This window comes from Thermostichus sp. OS-CIW-29, assembly GCF_054058195.1.
Genome location: NZ_JBSSAB010000002.1, coordinates 49,686 through 67,520 on the forward strand (window position 1 = coordinate 49,686; position 17,835 = coordinate 67,520).

Annotated in this window: 15 protein-coding genes and 2 tRNA genes; 10 read left to right on the top strand and 7 right to left on the bottom strand. The window is 59.2% G+C overall.

Going from position 1 to position 17,835, the window contains the following annotated elements; all coding sequences use genetic code 11:
* Nucleotides 1-257 precede the first annotated feature (257 nt).
* Nucleotides 258-2,849, top strand: a complete 2,592-nt coding sequence (locus ACVWZJ_RS01135) for a DUF3536 domain-containing protein (protein WP_457394048.1) — start codon at nucleotides 258-260, stop codon at nucleotides 2,847-2,849.
* A gap of 42 nt (nucleotides 2,850-2,891) precedes the next feature.
* On the opposite strand, the gene ACVWZJ_RS01140 is transcribed toward ACVWZJ_RS01135, so the two are convergent.
* A tRNA-Pro gene (locus tag ACVWZJ_RS01140) sits at nucleotides 2,892-2,965 on the bottom strand.
* A 143-nt stretch (nucleotides 2,966-3,108) separates the two neighbouring features.
* Here ACVWZJ_RS01140 and ACVWZJ_RS01145 point away from each other — a divergent pair.
* The gene (locus ACVWZJ_RS01145) at nucleotides 3,109-3,564 is read left to right on the top strand and encodes an HHL1-like protein (protein WP_457394051.1); all 456 of its coding nucleotides are present in this window, start codon (nucleotides 3,109-3,111) and stop codon (nucleotides 3,562-3,564) included.
* Here the strand turns inward: ACVWZJ_RS01145 and ACVWZJ_RS01150 are convergent.
* Nucleotides 3,561-4,472, bottom strand: coding sequence for an alpha/beta fold hydrolase (locus ACVWZJ_RS01150; RefSeq protein WP_457394054.1), 912 nt, complete (start codon nucleotides 4,470-4,472; stop codon nucleotides 3,561-3,563). The genes ACVWZJ_RS01145 and ACVWZJ_RS01150 overlap by 4 nt on opposite strands.
* A 308-nt stretch (nucleotides 4,473-4,780) precedes the next feature.
* Between ACVWZJ_RS01150 and ACVWZJ_RS01155 the strand changes: the two genes are divergently transcribed.
* From ACVWZJ_RS01155 to ACVWZJ_RS01165, 3 genes are all read left to right on the top strand, one after another.
* Nucleotides 4,781-5,974: an RNA-guided endonuclease InsQ/TnpB family protein gene (locus ACVWZJ_RS01155; protein ID WP_457394057.1), complete on the top strand. Its 1,194-nt coding sequence runs from the start codon at nucleotides 4,781-4,783 to the stop codon at nucleotides 5,972-5,974.
* A gap of 232 nt (nucleotides 5,975-6,206) precedes the next feature.
* Nucleotides 6,207-7,634 (top strand): folate/biopterin family MFS transporter, encoded by a 1,428-nt coding sequence (locus tag ACVWZJ_RS01160; RefSeq protein ID WP_011432781.1) that lies wholly within the window; start codon nucleotides 6,207-6,209, stop codon nucleotides 7,632-7,634.
* Nucleotides 7,635-7,751: 117 nt separating this feature from the next.
* Complete coding sequence (locus tag ACVWZJ_RS01165; protein WP_011432782.1) at nucleotides 7,752-8,207, top strand: DUF6679 family protein; 456 nt, start codon at nucleotides 7,752-7,754, stop codon at nucleotides 8,205-8,207.
* Between the two features lie 151 nt (nucleotides 8,208-8,358).
* Here the strand turns inward: ACVWZJ_RS01165 and ACVWZJ_RS01170 are convergent, their stop codons facing one another.
* Nucleotides 8,359-9,111 carry a segregation/condensation protein A gene (locus tag ACVWZJ_RS01170; protein ID WP_011432783.1) on the bottom strand — a complete coding sequence of 251 codons (753 nt, stop codon included), beginning with the start codon at nucleotides 9,109-9,111 and terminating at the stop codon, nucleotides 8,359-8,361.
* Between the two features lie 156 nt (nucleotides 9,112-9,267).
* On the opposite strand from ACVWZJ_RS01170, the gene ACVWZJ_RS01175 reads away from it, so the two are divergent.
* From ACVWZJ_RS01175 to ACVWZJ_RS01185, 3 genes are all read left to right on the top strand, one after another.
* Nucleotides 9,268-9,339: transfer RNA gene (locus ACVWZJ_RS01175), tRNA-Val, on the top strand.
* Nucleotides 9,340-9,637: 298 nt separating this feature from the next.
* On the top strand, nucleotides 9,638-10,078 hold the full coding sequence (locus ACVWZJ_RS01180) for a hypothetical protein (protein WP_238376922.1): 441 nt from the start codon (nucleotides 9,638-9,640) through the stop codon (nucleotides 10,076-10,078).
* Nucleotides 10,066-10,962, top strand: coding sequence for a sulfatase-like hydrolase/transferase (locus tag ACVWZJ_RS01185; RefSeq protein WP_011432786.1), 897 nt, complete (start codon nucleotides 10,066-10,068; stop codon nucleotides 10,960-10,962). Before ACVWZJ_RS01180 ends, ACVWZJ_RS01185 begins: the two co-directional genes overlap by 13 nt.
* Before the next feature lie 153 nt (nucleotides 10,963-11,115).
* Here the strand turns inward: ACVWZJ_RS01185 and ACVWZJ_RS01190 are convergent, their stop codons facing one another.
* From ACVWZJ_RS01190 to ACVWZJ_RS01205, 4 genes are all read right to left on the bottom strand, one after another.
* Entirely contained in the window at nucleotides 11,116-12,264 is a 1,149-nt protein-coding gene (locus ACVWZJ_RS01190) for an AI-2E family transporter (protein ID WP_011432787.1), read from the bottom strand.
* 32 nt (nucleotides 12,265-12,296) lie between these two features.
* Nucleotides 12,297-13,073, bottom strand: a complete 777-nt coding sequence (gene fabI, locus ACVWZJ_RS01195) for an enoyl-ACP reductase FabI (RefSeq protein WP_457394212.1) — start codon at nucleotides 13,071-13,073, stop codon at nucleotides 12,297-12,299.
* Nucleotides 13,074-13,293: 220 nt separating this feature from the next.
* Nucleotides 13,294-15,099, bottom strand: a complete 1,806-nt coding sequence (gene aspS / locus ACVWZJ_RS01200) for an aspartate--tRNA ligase (RefSeq protein ID WP_011432789.1) — start codon at nucleotides 15,097-15,099, stop codon at nucleotides 13,294-13,296.
* Between the two features lie 72 nt (nucleotides 15,100-15,171).
* Nucleotides 15,172-16,134 (bottom strand): metal ABC transporter solute-binding protein, Zn/Mn family, encoded by a 963-nt coding sequence (locus ACVWZJ_RS01205; RefSeq protein WP_083757637.1) that lies wholly within the window; start codon nucleotides 16,132-16,134, stop codon nucleotides 15,172-15,174.
* A 59-nt stretch (nucleotides 16,135-16,193) separates the two neighbouring features.
* Between ACVWZJ_RS01205 and ACVWZJ_RS01210 the strand changes: the two genes are divergently transcribed.
* A complete protein-coding gene (locus ACVWZJ_RS01210; protein WP_011432791.1) occupies nucleotides 16,194-16,955 on the top strand; it encodes a metal ABC transporter ATP-binding protein in 762 nt (253 codons plus the stop codon).
* Nucleotides 16,956-16,979: 24 nt separating this feature from the next.
* Nucleotides 16,980-17,813 carry a metal ABC transporter permease gene (locus ACVWZJ_RS01215; RefSeq protein ID WP_011432792.1) on the top strand — a complete coding sequence of 278 codons (834 nt, stop codon included), beginning with the start codon at nucleotides 16,980-16,982 and terminating at the stop codon, nucleotides 17,811-17,813.
* Nucleotides 17,814-17,835 lie beyond the last annotated feature (22 nt).

Genomic DNA, 17,835 nt, shown 5'->3' on the forward strand with positions numbered 1-17,835 from the left:
TGACCTCAAACGGGTTGTTCGGCGTGGGAAATGGCCACCGGCAGATCGGCTCCCACCCGCTAAGTCCCGGGATCCCTTCTGTTGTGAGGAAAACGCAAAGATTACTGACCGATGTTTGTTCCCTGTCAAATTTCCAACTGAATCTTTTACATTCACCGTTGCAGATCGGGGATCGCTGTAACGTATGGATATGAACTTAAGTTAACATTGCCTTCCCCTGTAACCCAGTTGGAGGCCTCTAAAAGGAGTGTAATCTCATGATGCCGAGTGGCTCCAAAAATTCCGATAGGCCAGCGGCACAGTCAGGGCACAGCGATTTGGTCTCCGACCCGCCGATGCAAGCGGCTCCTTCTCCGGCAGGTGCTGCTGAGCTTTCCTCTGCGCGGCCGTACGTGGTGTTACACGGCCATTTCTATCAGCCGCCCCGAGAGGATCCCTGCCTCAACCGCATTCAGCGACAGCCGAGCGCCAGCCCCTTTCACGACTGGAACGAGCGCATTTGGGCGGAATGTTACCGCCCCAACGCCTTTGCCCGCGTTCTGGACGACCAAGGACGGGTGGTGCGCATTGTCAACAACTATGAATTCTTGAGCTTTAACTTCGGCCCTACTCTCCTCTCTTGGCTAGAGGAGCATGACATTGAAGTTTACCAACGCATTTTGGCCGGCGACCGTCTCAGCGCTGAGCGGCTGGAGGGTCATGGCAATGCCATTGCCCAAGTCTACAACCACGTCATCCTGCCCCTGGCCAACGAGCGAGACAAGTACACCCAGATCCGCTGGGGAATTGCCGATTTCCAACACCGCTTCGGGCGCCATCCCCAGGGCATGTGGCTGGCCGAAACCGCCATTGATGCAGCAACGGTCACGGCCTTGGTCGAATGTGGGATCCGCTTCGTCATTTTGGCCCCCAGCCAAGCGCAGCGCATTCGCCCCTTGGGACAAACGGAGTGGATCGACGTTAGCCAAGGCCAGATCGATCCCCGCCGGCCCTACCGCTGCTTTACCCCCGACCGGGAGGGGTACTTGGATATTTTCTTTTTCGATGGCCCCATTTCCCGTGACTTGGGCTTTGGGGATATCGTTTACAGTACTTATTCGCTGGCGGAGCGGATCCGTTCCGCTCTGCGCCCGGACAAAGAGGGGGAAGCCTATCTGATCAACTGTGCCACCGATGGCGAGACTTTTGGCCACCACAAGCGGGGTGTAGAACGCACGCTGGCCTATGCCTTTTGCGAGGAATTTCCCCGCCGGGGCTGGCAGGTGGGCAACTACAGCCATTTTCTCAGCCAACATCCCCCCACTTGGGAGGTGCAACTGAAACCGGTCACCGCCTGGAGCTGCGCCCACGGGGTAGGACGGTGGTCGCGAGACTGTGGCTGCGGAGCGGTGGGGGGATGGCACCAACGCTGGCGGCAACCGCTGCGGGAGGCCCTCAACTGGCTGCGGGATCAGCTGGCCGAGATCTACGAGACGGAGGCCAGAGCCTACCTGCGGGATCCCTGGCTGGCGCGGGATCGTTACATCGAGGTGATTTTGGATCGGGAGCGCTGTGATGCCTTTTTGCAGGAGCACCAAAGCCACCGCCTCACCGCCGAAGATCGGGTGCAAGTGCTGCGCCTGTTGGAGATGCAGCGCTACAGCCAGTTGATGTTCACCAGTTGTGGCTGGTTTTTCGAGGAGCTATCCCGTCCTGAAGGGGTGCAGATCCTGCGTTACGCGGCACGGGCTATCCAGTTGGCAGCAGCAGTGGCGGATGTCAACCTAGAAGAGGAGTTTTTGCAGCGCCTGAGCAAGGCCCCCAGCAACCTCGACCTCTACGGAGACGGCAAGGGGGTCTATTGCGCCTTGGTGCGCCCCAGCTTGATCAGCCCGCAACGGCTGGTGGCCCGGCACGCCATGTTTTCCCTGTTTAACGGGATCCCCCGTTCCCAAGGATATGTGCTGGATCAAGTGGATCAAGAGCGCCTGACGATAGGCGGGTCGACACTGGCCATCGGGCGGGTGAAGCTCACTTTTCCCACCACCCGCGAAGAGCACGATCTAATCTACGCCATGCTCCATCTCGGCGGCTGGGACTTTCAATGTGGCGTCAAGCCGTTTGCCGGGCGGCGCATCTACGAGCAGATAAAAGCGCGGCTGCTGGCCGGATCCCACAGTCGGATCCAGATGATCCTGACCCTGCAAGACCTATTTGGGCCGGAAACCTTCGACTTGAACGCCCTCGACGACGAAGATCGGCAGCAGATGATGCGCTGGCTCACTCAAGATACCCTAGACCGCCTGGCCCAGCTCTACCGCCAAACCTACCTGGACAATTACGGGGTCTTGATGGCCTTTCGGGCCGACGGCCTGCCGATCCCGGAAGAGTTGTTGGCTGCCGCTCAGATCACCCTCAACCAACGCCTGTTGACCAGTTTGCGGGCGATGGAAATGGAAGAGGGCAAGCGGGATCACCTGCTGGAATTGCGGGCAATTGTGCGCGAGGCCGAGCAGTTGGGGTGTCAGTTGCGGCGGGAAGAGGCAGCCCGGGTTCTGGATCGGCTCCTACAGCGGGGGATGTGGCACCTTGCCCACGCTTTTGAGCCGGAGACCTTCGGCGAACAGCTCTACAACCTGGAAGAATGGCTGCAATTGGCTGCAGACCTGCGCCTGCCCATCAACTTGGATCGCCTGCAAGAGCTCTATCTGACAGCGCTGGAGCGTCAAATTGGCCCGCGTTGCCCAGCTTGGCCCCAAGAAGACTGCCGAGACATTTCTGCCGAAAACCTGCACCGCCTCTTACAGGTTGGGCAGCGAATTCGGGTCAACGTCAATGCCTGGCTGCGTCACCTACACCCCCAAAATTAAACCCCCAAGATTAAGTTGAGAGCTCAGTGAACTTTAAAGCCATCGGGATGACAGGATTCGAACCTGCGACCCCTTCGTCCCGAACGAAGTGCGCTACCAAGCTGCGCTACATCCCGACTGACAGGCCCCTTTAACCGCCCGCCGAAGCTCAACAAGTATAGCACGCCGGCTACGGACAATGAGGACAAGGGATCCCCGGCAGAGAAGGGGATCCGATCTGCGCTAAGCTGCAAAAATCCCCCCTCTCGTCAGCCCAAGTATGAGTCAGTCTAAGGGTTTCCGCAAATCCAAGCCTGAGAAAAAACCGGCCAGCTCCAACACTGCCAAGCGCAAGGAAGCCGCCAAACGGTACGACGAGCTGAAAGCCAAGGGGATGCCGGAGTTCAACATCTTTGCCCGCCGTCGCCAGCCCGCGCCTGGCCAGCCCAACCCTTGGCTGCCGGTGGGATCCCTAGCAGTGGGGCGTTCCAGCGCCATTCACCAGGCCATTTTCCAAAACGAGGAAGAACTCAAAAAAGCAGCCGTCAGGCTGTTTCCCCGTCTCGGCAAGGTGAAAGATGACCTGGAGTTTGGGTTTCGCCTCAAGGACAAGGACTTCCAAGACGAGCCGATCCAGGTGGCGATCCGTCCCCAGCCTTCACCCCTTCAAGTCTGGATGGCCAAAATCCGAGGTTGGTTGGGCCTCTCCAGCAAAGGAACCTCTAAAAAAGGCTAGACCGCCGCAAAGGCTCTGGGCAGCCAGCTCAAAATCAGAGGGTTGACCACCTCTGGGCGCTCGTCGTGGGGGCAATGGCCTGTATCGGGGATGGGGAGAAACTGGTAGTCGATCCCTTTCACGTGGTTTTGAAAGCCGCGACCCCGTTGAATGGGCGTCCAGGGATCCCCTTCTCCCCAGAGCACCAACAGCGGGCAGCGCACCTGAGGCAATAGGGCTTCAGGAGTTGGGCCAGGGGGAGCGGTGAGAATCGAGGCAAACACCTGCTGAGCGCCCACATCACAGGAAGGGGCATAGAGAATCTCCACCAGCTCATCCGTAATGGCGGCGGGGTTGCGGTACACCTGCTCCAGAGTTGCGCGAATACGCTGCCGCTGCCGCACCCGATCAAACAAAAATGGCCCCGTCACCGGAGAGGCCACCAGAGCGGTGAAAACACCCATGAAAAGGCGGAAAATCGGGCTGAGCTCATGGGAGCGATGGTTCAGTCCCCCGGCGCAGTTGAGCAGCACCGCCCCTGCTGTTAACTGGGGATGCCGGGCAGCCATCATCAAGCTGAGCAAGGCACCAATGGAATTGCCGATAAACACAGCAGGCTGCTGAATGTGCTGCTGCCAAAAATCCACCAGCAACTCCGCCCAGAGATCCAGGGTGTAGGGGAGGGCAGGCTTGGCCGAGCCGCCAAACCCGAGCAAATCCAGGGCATAGACCCGGTATCCTGCCGCAGCCAGCACGGGGATGTTGTGCCGCCAATGGCCGATGGAAGCCCCGAATCCATGCACCAAAACCAGGGGGGATCCGGATCCCTGCACCACATAGCGAATGGCATGTCCGCGCCAGCTCCAGACTTGGGGAGCAAAAGGAGCAATGGCATCAACCGCAGAACCGGCAGAAGAAGCAGTCAGCACAGCCTGAAAACAGACCCAGTTAAAGATGTAGGTAGAAACTCAGAGCCATCCCTGTTCATCATAGCTTCGGAATGCCTTTGTCTCCCGTCTCTACTGCCCTGCCTGCTGCTGCAGTTGCGGGTTCAGGTGCCGCCGAGGTGGGGTTGGGCCGGTCAACATGGGACAAAAGCATGCTGGACTTCTTGGGATCCCCGCCCTTGGCTGGATGGCATAGCACCCGGGGATCAGCTAGAAATCGCAGGAGCCCCGCACTGTGCCCGTAGGGTCGCTGCCGGGAGGAATGCGCTTTGATGAAGTACAATGAACTTATGAGCCAAATCCTAACCATCTTCTGCAAGCTCAAGGTGTCCCAGTCGCAAGCCGCTAAATTGGACGCGACGATGGATGCCTTTGTGCAGGCACTGAACTGGGTCAACCAGAACACGCCGGAGAAGATCGTCAACGCGGTCAAACTGCAATCCCTTTGCTACTACGAGATTCGAGCCCGATTCGGCTTGTCCAGTAACTTGGCCCAGCAGGTCTGCAGACGGGTGGCAGGCGCTCGCAAAGTGGCGAGACAGCGCAACCGTCCAGTTAAAGAGTTCAAGCGTAGGTTCGCTACCTACGACGCTCGTATCTTCTCGTTCCGCGAGAAAGACTGGACAGTGTCGCTGACCACGGTGGAAGGGAGAGAACGCTTTGAACTGGCCATTGGCAACTACCAGCGTGGGATGCTGGCTGGCTCTAACCCCAAATCGGCCACCCTAGTCCAGCGGAAAGATGGCTCCTACTACATCCAGATTTGCGTAGAGAAAAAACCACCCAAGCAACAAGATACCGACAAGGTGATCGGGGTGGACTTGGGAAGGACAGATATTGCCCATACATCGGAAGGAGATAACTGGAATGGACAGCAGTTGAACAGAGTCCGAGACCACTACTCCCGGTTGAGGGCGGTACTCCAACGCAAAGCCAGTAAGGGCACACGCAGTTCGCGGCGCAGATGCAGAGAACTGTTGCAACGGCTGTCTGGCAAGGAGAGACGCTTTCAAGTGTGGGTCAATCATCGCATCTCCAAAGCTATTGTCTCCAGGGCAAAAGCCACAAACAGTGCTATCGCTCTGGAAGACCTGACAGGGATCCGGGAAAGGGTCAATCAACAGCCGCGCAACAAGGCCGAGCGGCGTAGGACCAACAGTTGGGCGTTCTACCAACTACGTCAATTTCTGGAATACAAGGCGAGGGTTGCAGGGGTTTCTCTGATTCTTGTGCCGCCTGCCTACACGTCGCAGACCTGCCACCGGTGTTTGCACATCCATCCCGACCCTGCGCAATCCTATCGCAGTGGCAAGTCGTTCAAGTGTGGGCACTGTGGATGGGAAGGGGATGCGGATTTGAATGGTGCGAATGTGATTGCGCTCTTGGGGGCTGTCGTAAACCGGCCTAGAGGTCCGGGCTTGTTTTGTTCTCTGGTAGAGCAGAGCAGGCTCAGGGCTACTGAAAGCCCGCTCCGTACCGCTTAGCGGTCGGAGCCGGGTAGTTTACCTTTCGACCTCATTTCGACCTCATTTTGTAGATTTTGTAGCTCGGCTGGGTTGAGCAGAAAGAGCGCTGGGAAGCGCAACCCGTCCAAGGAGGTCGGAGCCGGAAGCCAGTTGGACAGGTTAAGGTGAAGAGACTGTTAAGATTCTTATGGTTTTGCTGTTGCCAAGGCAACACCGCACCAACTAACATCTCGCTACACTGCGACCGCTCATGATTCATCCTCTGCTGCAACGGCTGCACCAATCCACCCTGACCCCGCTGCGGGATATCCACTGGACGCCGGAATTGTTCGGAATCCTCTTGGTGTACTTTGTACAGGGGGCGGTGGGGCTGGCACGGCTGGCCACCAGCTTTTACCTGAAGGATAGCTTGGGCCTCAGCCCGTCTCAGGTGGCGGCGTTGATGGGCGTTGCCATGAGCCCCTGGATCCTCAAGCCCCTCTACGGCCTGCTGTCGGATACCGTACCGGTGGCAGGCTATCGGCGTCGTCCCTACCTCTTGTTGTCAGGGCTTCTGGGGTGTGGGGCTTGGCTGGGGATGGCCCTGTGGGCACCGACGGCTGGTCTGGCCACCCTGTGGATGGTTTTGGGATCCCTGGCGGTGGCGGTAGGGGATGTAATCGTAGATTCGCTGGTGGTGGAGCGGGTACACGGCAGTGACTGGGCGGGGACGGGCACGCTGCAATCTTTAACTTGGGGAGCAACGGCCTTGGGATCCCTGCTCACCGCCTATTTGGGAGGAGCGCTCTTAGCCCATTATCCGCCGCAGGTGGTGTTTGGCCTGACAGCCTTGTTGCCGTTGTTCATCGCTTTGGCAGCTTGGGTTATTGCCGATCAACCGGTGGCGTTGTCCCAGGGCTGGGATCCCTTGCAACAACAGGTGGGGCAGGTGTGGCGGGCGCTGCGGCAACCCAGCATTTTGCTGCCGGTGCTGTTTGTGTTCGTTTGGCAGGCCACTCCCAGCGCCGATGCGGCTCTTTTTTACTTTGTCACCAACGATCTCGGCTTTGGGCCGGAATTTTTGGGTCAGGTGCGCTTGGTTACCAGCATCGCCAGTTTGCTGGGGGTAGGGATCTTCCAAGTGTACCTGCGGCGGATCCCACTGCGGCCCCTGTTCGGCTGGATGACCGTGATCTCGGCAGGGTTGGGCCTGACCAGCCTTATCTTGGTCTATCACCTCAACCGGGATTGGGGCATCGACGATCATTGGTTTAGCTTGGGGGACAGCCTGGTGCTGACGGTGGCAGGACAAATTGCCTTTATGCCAGTGCTGGTCTTGGCCGCCCGCCTCTGCCCCCCTGGGATCGAGGCCACCCTCTTTGCTCTGCTGATGTCGGCCTTTAATTTGGCGGGGTTTCTCTCCCAAGAGCTGGGATCCCTGCTGATGCATGGGCTGGGGGTAACGGAGACCGATTTCAGCCGGCTGGGGCTGCTGCTGATCCTGACCAACCTTTCCACCCTCTTGCCCCTGCCGTTTTTGGGCTGGCTGCCGGAAGAGAGCATAACCCTTGGCGGAGCAGAACTGGAGGCGGAAGCCCATGCCTCTCTGGAATCCTTTCTGCGGGATGTGCAGGCAGAAGAAGCGGAGACAGCCTTGGCGATGGAAGGGGTCTCTCTGGCCGAAACCGACCCAACCTAAAGAGACTCTGTCTGGCCTCGGGAAAGGCATACAGCCTCGGTGTCCAGCCGCTAAGATGGAGGGATGAGCTGGGTAGCCCCCACAACTCACTCGGATCTTTCACTTCAGGAGGGGACCGTGCTTCATCGTAGGATCTATCAACTCAGCCGCGAAGGCAAGGATGTGTGGATCTATCTGCGGGATCAGGGACGCTGGCTGGAACGGGCCAAGATCCTCGATATCGAAGGGGACACCATCCTAGTTCGCTACGAGACAGAAGATGAGGAGGAGATCTGCTCCTGGGAGGAGATGATTCGCCTGGAAAGCATTGGAGCTGTTGCTCAGCGCCTTTCCACCATTCCCAAGGGGATGCTCAGCACGTCAGATTTGCTCACCTCAGAAGACTGCCCTCCGGCTGAATTGCTGCATCCGCCACTGTTGCCTACCGAAGGAGAAGATCATCCCAGCAGCGAGCGCCTCGTGGAGGATTACTACCTGGATCGGGAGGCTCCTGCCGAGCTGCCGGTGCGCTCCAGTGGGGAAGATCTCAAACGGGCGGATCGTGCCCGGCACGATGCTGAAGGCACGGATTGAGTTCTCCGTTTGCCAGAGCGGCGCAGAAGAGCGCTTGACATCCTCAGGTTCAGACGCCAGCTCAGAAGCCTAGAGGTGGATGGCCCGGCCACGGCCAGAAAAGTTCTCTAGAGTTCACCTTGGCAGATGAAGGGGATCCCAAGGGCGGGATCTACTTTGCCAGGCCCTCAGTTGTGCAGGGTCGGATGGTCAGTGGGCCGTAGAACTCCTCTTGGCACAGCTCCACCTGAGAGCGGGCAGCCATTAGCAGCAATGACCAGAAGACTTGAATGGGGTGAATGGTCCCGCTGCTGCCGTTTTGATAGCTTTTTTGGCAAAAGTGTTGCTGGAGATCGGCAAAGCTGATCTGGGTCAGACCCTGCTGCCAAAGCTGAGCCAGCAGAGATTCTAGCTCGGCGGTGGTTTCCAAAAGGTTTTCCGGGTGGGCTAGCTGAGTGATGGCCGACAGCGCTTGCTGGCGAGAAATCCGTTGGGCCAGCGGCTTTGGGGCAGCTTCGGGCTGGTGTTCCAGCAGGGTTTCCAGCTCTTGCAGGTGGGCGATGAGTTCTTTGAGGGTGATGGGCCGGGTACGTTGAAGACGGGGTGCTGCCCTGGGTTGCAACACGCGATCCAAGTGCGCCAAAGACCAGCTTGGCCAGGGATCCACTTCTACCTCCACCGGGCTGGGCTCACTTTCTTCTGCTTCTGGTTCTGCCAAAGCCATCGCCTTAAGATAGACCAACATGGCAGCGTGGAGCAGGGCTTGTCCCGACTCAGACAGGTCATGGCTGCTGCTGGTGGGAGCCATACGGGCCAGAAAGCGATCGATAACCTCGATGACCTGCACATCCCAGGGATCGATCTCGCCTCGTTCTGCCAAATCAATGAGCAGAGCAATTGCCTCTTCGGTCGGTGAGTAGGCCATAGCACCCCACAGCTCCCTGACCCTTACTGTAGCCCTCAGGCCGGATCCCGGCTATCTCTAGCCATCTCCCATGCCGATCCGAATCCTCTGGCTCAATCGCTGACGTGGTAATATAGAGATCCTGCTCTAGTCGATAGCTGCTAGAGTGGTATCTGCGGGCGGTTAGCACAGTGGTAGCGCACTTCCTTCACACGGAAGGGGTCACAAGTTCGAATCTTGTACCGCCCATACCCGCAAACCTGCTCCTGCAGCGAGCTTCAACAGTCCAAGTCCTTCTCCTGGAGGAGAGATACAGGCGGCTAGAAACGACTTTTTCCGCCCCGGGGTCTCCCTGAAGCGCGCCTTAGGGAGAGGGCTAATGGCTGTTGAGAACAACTCCGCTTGAGCTTCCAGCGTCTTTGCTGCCAGGCCAGTGGAGAAAGGGAAGAATGGTAGCCTAATAAAGGGTAGGGTTGAGGCCATGCAAGAATTTCGTCCCGCTAACGCGATCAGAAACCTTCGCTTCATACTCCTGGGCTTGTGGATCTTGAGCCTGCTCGTTCTCCTCATCCAAAACTGGGGATCCCCGGCAAGGGTTGTGGTGGGTGGGCAATCGGGATCCCCGCTTCCTCTATCGTTGGTGCTATTGGCCTCTTATGGGGCAGGGATGGGGCTGGGATTTTTGTATGTAGGCTCCTGGCGATTGCACGACCGGGTGTTCCAGCGACAGGCCATCCGTAAGTTAACTCAGTTGAGCGACCGAGTTCGCTTTTTGGAAGCCCAGCTGATTCCCCCCGACCACTATTTGCCCCAAGATCTGCCGGAGTACGAGCCGGATCCCCAAGCAGGCCGCTATTCCTATTCCAATATCCCGCCGGAACGCATTCGCGATCCCGCTCCTGAGGACGACGATGCGGCAGCAGCTCCCAACTGGCGGATTGTCCAGCGGCCCTACGCCGACGAGGAGGAGGAAGGATGGGATTCCTAAACTGGTGGAAATCGTCTGCCGCTCCTGCGTCTGAGCCCGACCCCCGCCCTGAACCGCGGGGACAGAACAACTATCTGCTCATCGTCCTAGACAGTTGCCGCTTCGACAGCCTGCTGGCGGCCAACCCCAAGCACTTGCTGAAGTTGGGCCCTCTGGAAAAGCGCTGGAGCTACGCTTCCTGGACGGCCCCTGCCCATTACAACCTGCTCATGGGCCTGCTGCCCCACACCAGCCCCATCCACGTTTTTGCGTCCGAGCACTACAAGCAAGATTATCTGCGCTACAACGAGCGGCTCGGCACCCGGCAACCCATTGAGTTCAAGCATCTGCTGCCTCATCTCTATTTGCCGACGCTGCTGAAGCATCAACTGGGCTACACCACCCACGCCATGGTCTCCATGCCGGTGCTCAACCCCAGCACGCTGCTGAATCGGGATTTCGATTCCTACCGCCTCATGCCCCAGCACAACGATATGGCGGCCATGGTGGAACAGTTGCGCTTCGAGCCGGATCGCCCCAGCTTTTACCTGTTAAACGTGGGCGAAACTCACTATCCCTACGCGCTGCCCGATGAGGATCCCAGCTTGTGGCCCCGCATCTCGGGGGTGAATGGGGTGTTGAAGCGGCTGGATGAAGGAGAAGAGGACGGGATCCCCTTTTTCGATTCGGCCCAGTTGGAAGAGCTACGGCAGCGACAGATCCAGGCGGTGCGCTACCTGGATGGGATCTTTGAACAGCTGTTCGACCTGGTTCCCAAAAACACCTACATCACGGTTACAGCCGATCACGGCGAACTGTTTGGGGAGGGAGGCTACTTCGGCCACGGCCCTATCCACCACGAAAAAGTGCTGGAGGTGCCTTTTATCGAGGGCAAGATTCGCTAGGATGAGGCCCTCACCCCCAGCCCCTCTCCCTGAGGACAAGGGTGGCCATCGATAGCCCAGCAACTGGGCTTACCAGGATTGAGCCTCTGTTTGCCTGCCGGTTAACGCGATCGCCTGAATCGCATGGGCAGAGCCTCTTCCCTTTTGGAGCAGCTAGATCTGCTGGGTCTCCGGCTTGGGCAGGGTAGGATCCCGGCGGGGTTCGCCGTTGGCGCTACTCGGACGGAGCCCTTGCGGGGATCCTTTTACACCGGAACCCAACTCATCTTCGGCGGCCAGGTCGGCAGAGCGGGCGATCTCGTAAAGGCTTTTCACCACACTGCTGAGGGGAATGGCGACGATCACGCCCAGGATGCCCCCCAGTTGCGCCCCCACCAACAGGGCAATCAAGATCCACACTGGATTTAGCCCGATCAGCTCTCCCATCAGGCGGGGGGCGATGACCCGATCCTTCACCTGCTGCACGATCAGGGAAACCAGCACCACTTTAAGGCTGAGCCAAATGTCCTGAAAGGCCAGCAACACCGCCGCCGCCCCAATGCCAATCACCCCCCCCACCAGGGGGATGACCTCCAGCAGGCCGATCAGCAGGCCAAACAGGAGCCCGAAAGGTACCCGCAAAAACCCAAAAACCGGCACCAGCATCAGGGCCATGATGAACCCCAACACCAACTGGCTGATGAGGAAGTTCTGAAAGCTGAGGGCTAGGGCTTCGCCAATGCGCGGCCCCCAAGGTTTGGGGAAGAGGCTGAGCAACCCCTGCCAGAACTGGCCCCCGTAGAGCAGCATGTAGAGGGCCAACACCAGCACCAGCACCAAGTCGATCACCTGGTTGAACGTACCCAGAAGGAGATCTAGGGATTGGCCGGCAATTTTCTCGGCGCTGGCCTGCAGGCGGTTGAGAAGGGTATTGACCAGCTCCGTCTGGCCAAGGTTGATGTTGCGCTCGGCGGCCCAAAGGCTAATCTGGTCGAGCCAATTTTGTAAGGTGTCCACCCACTCTGGGATCCGCGCCCCCAGCTGCACCACTTGCTTGGCCAAGACCGGCACCACGGCGATCCCCACCAAGACCAGCAGCACCACCGAGAGAGCAAAGACCAGGGTGACCGCCAAACCTCGACTGACCCGATAGCGCCGCAGCACCTGCACCGGGTAGTTGAGCAAAAAGGCCAGCACCGCCGCTGTCAGGATGGTGGTGAGCAAATGCCCAAACAGCCGACCCACCTGTATGGCCAGCCAGCCGCTGATGACGATCAAGATCCAGGTGAGCAGCAACCGCTGCAAGGGTGAGAAGCGATTCATGCCGGAGCCATCCCCAAGGGATCCCAAAGCGCTTAAAAACCCAGGATGCTATACCCACTATCCACGTAGATCACCTGGCCGGTAATGCCGCTGGCCAGGTCGCTGGCCAGAAAAGCCGCCACATTGCCCACCTCTATTTGAGTGACATTGCGCCGTAGGGGAGCTTTCTCCTCCACAGCATGCAGCATGGCATGAAAATCGGAAATGGCCGATGAGGCCAAGGTGCGGATTGGGCCGGCAGAAATGGCGTTCACCCGGATCCCGGCAGGGCCCAGCTCGGCAGCCAGGTAGCGGACACAGGTTTCCAGGCCCGCTTTGGTGACGGCAGCCATGTTGTAGTTGGGCACCACTCGCACTCCTCCCAAGTAGGTCAAGGTGAGGACACTGCTGCCGGATCTCAGTAGGGGCTTGGCAGCCCGGCAGAGGGCAATCAGGGAGTAGGTGCTCACATCCATGGCCAGGGCAAACCCCTCCCGCGAGATATCGCTGAAGTTGCCGCTCAGCTCCTCTTTTTTGACATAGGCCAGGCAGTGAACCAGAATATCGACCTGACCCCATTTTTCGGTTACCCCCTGAAACAGATCGCTGATCTGCTGATCGCTTTGCACGTCGCAGGGGAGGAGAAAATCTGGCTGCAAGGGATCCGTGAGTTGCCGAACTTTGGTTTTGAAGCGATCCCGCTCGTCCGGCAGATAGGTAACCCCTAGGCTGGCCCCCGCTTTGTGCAGTTGCTGAGCAATGCCCCAGGCAATGGAGCGCTCGTTGGCAATGCCGGTTACCAAGGCTTTCTTTCCCGTCAGCTGTAGCATGGCAAAAAAAGTAGGGGTGTATTCCTTTCTATCCTCCCACAGGTGGGAGCTGGGGCTGGGAGAAGGGATCCCAGGCACTCCTGAACTCCCGTTAAAAAGGCCCGGCTTCCACAATGAAAGTCCTTATTGGTTGAAAAGGAATATTGTCTGCTGGATCTCCGCAGCCCTGTTACCCGTGCCGAAATCATCGAGCACCCGTGGTCGTTGGAAGATACCTCCCTCAACCGGGCTGATAGGTGGAAGCAACGTGCAGTTCCTTGAGCTGCTTCGCCTCAACGCTGGAAGGAGCGCCGGTGAGCAAACATCGCGCCTGCTGGGTTTTGGGAAAGGCGATGACATCCCGGATGGAATCTTCCCCGGCCAGCAACATCACCAGCCGATCCAGGCCGTAGGCAATGCCGCCGTGGGGCGGGGTGCCATACTCAAAGGCTTCCAACAAAAAGCCAAACTTGTCCCGCGCCTGTTCGGGGGTGAGGCCAATCGCTTGAAAAACCTGCTCCTGAATTTCCCGCTGGTAAATCCGCAGGGATCCCCCTCCTACTTCCACGCCGTTCCACACCAGGTCATAAGCCTGGGCCCGCGCCGTTTTCAGGTCGGCCAAGTCGTCGGGGTGGGGGGCGGTAAAGGGGTGGTGCAGGGCTTCCAGGCGATTTTCTTCGGCGTTGAACTCAAACATGGGAAAGTCGGTGATCCAGAGGAGATTCAAGGCGTTCTCTGGGATCAAACCCAGCTCCTGGCCCAGGTGCAGCCGCAGCCGGCCCAAAGACTCGTTCACCACTGCCGCCGGCCCTGCCCCAAACAGCAACAGATCCCCTGGCTTGGCCTGGGTGAGATCCAGCAACCGCTTCTCCTGCTCGGGGCTCAAGCTCTCTTTCAGGGCGCCGATGGTATCGAGGCTGTCGGGCCGCACCCGGATAAAGGCCAAGCCGCCCGCCCCATACTGGGTGACCAGCTTGAACAGATCCCCGCCTGGTTTGATGCGGGTGTTGGAGATCTTTTCATCGCCGCCGGGCACTGGCAGGATTTTGATCAAACCGCCCTCAGCCAGCACTTTGGCGAAGACTTTGAATCGGGATCCCTGAAACACCTCCGAAACATCCACCAACTCCATCCCAAAGCGGGTGTCAGGCTTGTCGGAGCCGTAGCGGGCCATGGCCTCGGCATAGGTCAGGCGCGGGAAGGGACGGGGCAGGTGGATCCCTTTGACAGTTTTGAAGATATGGCAGATCAGTCGCTCGTTGAGCTCCAGGATCCCTTCTTGATCCATGAAGCTCATCTCCATGTCCAACTGGGTGAACTCCGGCTGCCGATCCGCCCGCAGATCCTCATCCCGAAAGCAGCGGGCGATCTGGTAGTAGCGATCCACGCCAGCCACCATCAGCAGCTGCTTAAAGAGCTGGGGCGACTGCGGCAGGGCAAACCACTCGCCGGGGTTGACGCGGCTGGGCACCAGGTAGTCTCTGGCCCCTTCTGGGGTGGAGCGGGTGAGAATGGGAGTCTCCACCTCGACAAAGCCCTCCTCGTCTTCTAGGAAACGGCGGATGGCCTGGATGACCCGGTGGCGCAGTTGCAGGTTACGGGACATGCGCTCCCGCCGCAAATCCAGGTAGCGATAGCGCAGGCGGATCTCTTCTCGCACTTCCTCTGCTTCTTCTCCCGAGACGCTGAAGGGGAGCTGCTTGCCGACTGGACTGAGCACTTCCAACTGTTCGGCGTAGATCTCGACCTCGCCGGTGGCCAGGCGAGGGTTGAAGGAGTCGGGGGGCCGTTGCTGGACAGTTCCCGTTACCCGCACCACATATTCGTTGCGCACTTCCCCCGCCAGTGGATATGACTGCGGAGTTTTCTGCGGATCCGCCACCAGTTGCACAATGCCAGAGCGATCCCGCAAATCCAGAAAGATCACCCCCCCGTGGTCGCGGCGGCGGTCGATCCAGCCGTAGAGGGTGACGGTCTGGCCAATGTGGGCCGGGCGGACTTCGCCACAGTAGAGGGTGCGGGCCGGGCGATGGATGGCAGCAGGCATGGAAGAGGTGAGAGAACAAGGGTCTGAGCCCCTATCATACAAAACTCAGACCTCCTGCCTCGACTCAGCTTCTCAAGAGCAGTCAGGGGATCCGCCCAGGGCTACCACAATCGTGCAGGTGTTGTGGCGCATCATGGCGATGTAGGTTTCAGCACCGCTGCCTGCTTCCCCCAAAGAATCGGAGTACAGCTCCTGTTCCGCTACCTTGACTCCCGCTTCAGCGGCCACCGTTTGGATCAGGGCCGGGTTGAGGGTGGTCTCAGCAAAGATAGCCGGCACCCGCAGAGCGCGGATCTCCTCCACTAAGCGGGCCACTGTCTGGGCGCTGGGCTGTTCTTCGGTGCTGATCCCCAGCAGGGATCCCCCCATTTTCAGGCCGTAGGCTTGGGTGTAGTAGGCAAAGGCATCGTGAGTGGTCACCAAAACCCGGTTGGGAGGGGGGATGGTCTGAATTTGCTCCCCAATCCAGGCATGAAGCTCCTCCAGCTCTGCTCGATAGGCAGCAGCATTGGTTTGGAAGAAGGTCGCCTCGCCAGGCACCTGTTCCGCCAGCTCTTGGGCGATGCGCTCCACCATGCGGATGACGTTTTCCACATTGCCCCACACGTGGGGGTCGGGAGTGGGGATCCCGTCCTCGTTGGCAACAATAGGTTCAAGGATCTCGGCCAAGGCAACCCGCCGCGCTCCTTGGGCCGTGGCTTCGATGAGACGCATCAACCCCGGCTCCAGGTTGTAGCCATTCCAGAACACCAAGTCTGCCTGCTCTAGGGCCACCCCATCCGCCGGCGTTGGCTCGTAGACATGGGGATCCATTCCCGGCTGCAGCAGGCTGGTGAGCTGGATGCGATCTTGGCCCACCTGCTCTACCCAATCGGCGATCAACGTAGTGGTAGCCACAACGCGGGGACGCGCCCATCCCGAACCGGCCAAGGCCAGAAAACTGCCGTTCCCGTCAGCGAGACAGAGTCCTATTGCCAAGCCGAAGGCCGCTACCCAACGGCGCCGCCCCCAAAGGAAGACAAGACTTTTGATCATCGTTTCATGGTTTAGATGTCCCTTTAGGGTACACTGGACTTACCGAAAATGAAAACAAAATGAAAAAGCAACTTCCTCCTCTCCCTCTTGGTCCGGCCAGGGGATCCCTGGTGGTGCGGGATCTGACGGTGCGTTACGGCAGCCTGCAGGTGCTGCAAGGGATCCAAGCTGAAATCGCGCCGGGCCGCGTCACGGGCATCCTCGGGCCCAACGGGGCCGGCAAAAGCACCTTTCTCAAGGGGCTGTTGGGGTTGGTGCCGCTGGAACGGGGGGAAGTGCGCTACGGTGGGCAAGCGCTGTGGGGAGAGCAAGTGGCCTATGTACCCCAGCGCTCGGCCATCGACTGGTCGTTTCCCGCCACGGTGTGGGATGTGGTGTTGATGGGGCAGGTGAGAGCTGCTGGCTGGTTTCGCCGCATCGGGAAAAAGGGGCAGCAGCGGGCTGCTCAAGCCCTGGAGCGGGTGGGGATGGGGGCCTACCGGGATCGCCCCATTGGAAAGCTGTCGGGGGGACAACAGCAGCGGGTGTTCCTGGCGCGGGCCTTGGCGCAAGAAGCGGAGATCTACGCCCTTGACGAACCCTTTGCCGGGATCGACCAGCCCAGCGAAGCTATTTTGTTCCAGGTGTTGCGGGAGCTGGCAGATGCCGGCCACATCGTGATGGTGGTGCACCACGATTTGGGGCAGGCCCGGGCCTACTTCGACGAAGTGCTCCTCCTCAACCGTGTCTTAATTGCCCAGGGATCCCCGCGGGAGGTGTTGCAGCCAGCGGTGTTGCAGCGGGCCTATGGCCGAGCCCTGCTGCTGGACTCAGCTGCCTAGGGAGAGTTTGAGGTCAACAACGTTATGGAATGGCTCTGGCACAGCCTGGCGGATCCCTTGAGTTTTGCCTTCATGCAACGGGCTCTGCTGGTGGCGGTGGCCGTCGGCATTCTCTGTGCCGTGGTGGGCAGCTATCTGCTGGTGCAAAGCTTGGCCCTCCTGGGGGATGCCATCAGCCATTCGCTGCTGCCGGGCCTGGCCATTGCCTACATGCTGGGCCTTAACCTGTTTGTGGGAGCCTTCGTGGCCGGTCTCCTCAGCGCCCTCTTAATTCAATGGATCCGCTCCGCCAGCCCCCTCAAGCCGGATGCAGCCATGGGGATCGTCTTTTCGGCCTTTTTTGCCTTGGGGATCCTGTTGATCACTTTGATCCAACGGCGGGCTCGCATCGATCTCAACCACTTCCTCTTCGGCAACCTCCTGGGGGTGAATGCTGTCGATGTGCTGACAGTGGTGGGCATCACCCTTTTGGTGTTGGGGTTAGTGGCCCTCTTCTTCAAGGAATTGACCTTTTACAGCTTCGATCCCTTGGGGGCCAAAGCAGCCGGCCTGCCCACCGAGCGGCTGGGGTGGGGGCTGATGGTGCTCACTTCCCTGACGTTGGTGGCCAGCATGAAGGCAGTGGGCGTGCTCTTAGTGTTGGCCATGCTGATCACGCCAGCGGCAACCGCCTATCTGGTGGTGCCTCGATTGCACCAGGTGATGCTGTTGGGATCCCTATTTGGGGTGAGCGCCAGCCTGCTGGGGATGTACGCCAGCTACTACCTCAACGTCGCCTCCGGCCCAGCCATCGTCCTGGTGGCCTCCGCCTGGTTTAGCCTGGCCTTTCTGGGCAGAGTGTTCTCAGGAACGCGCTAGAAACCAGGGATCGCGGGTTGGG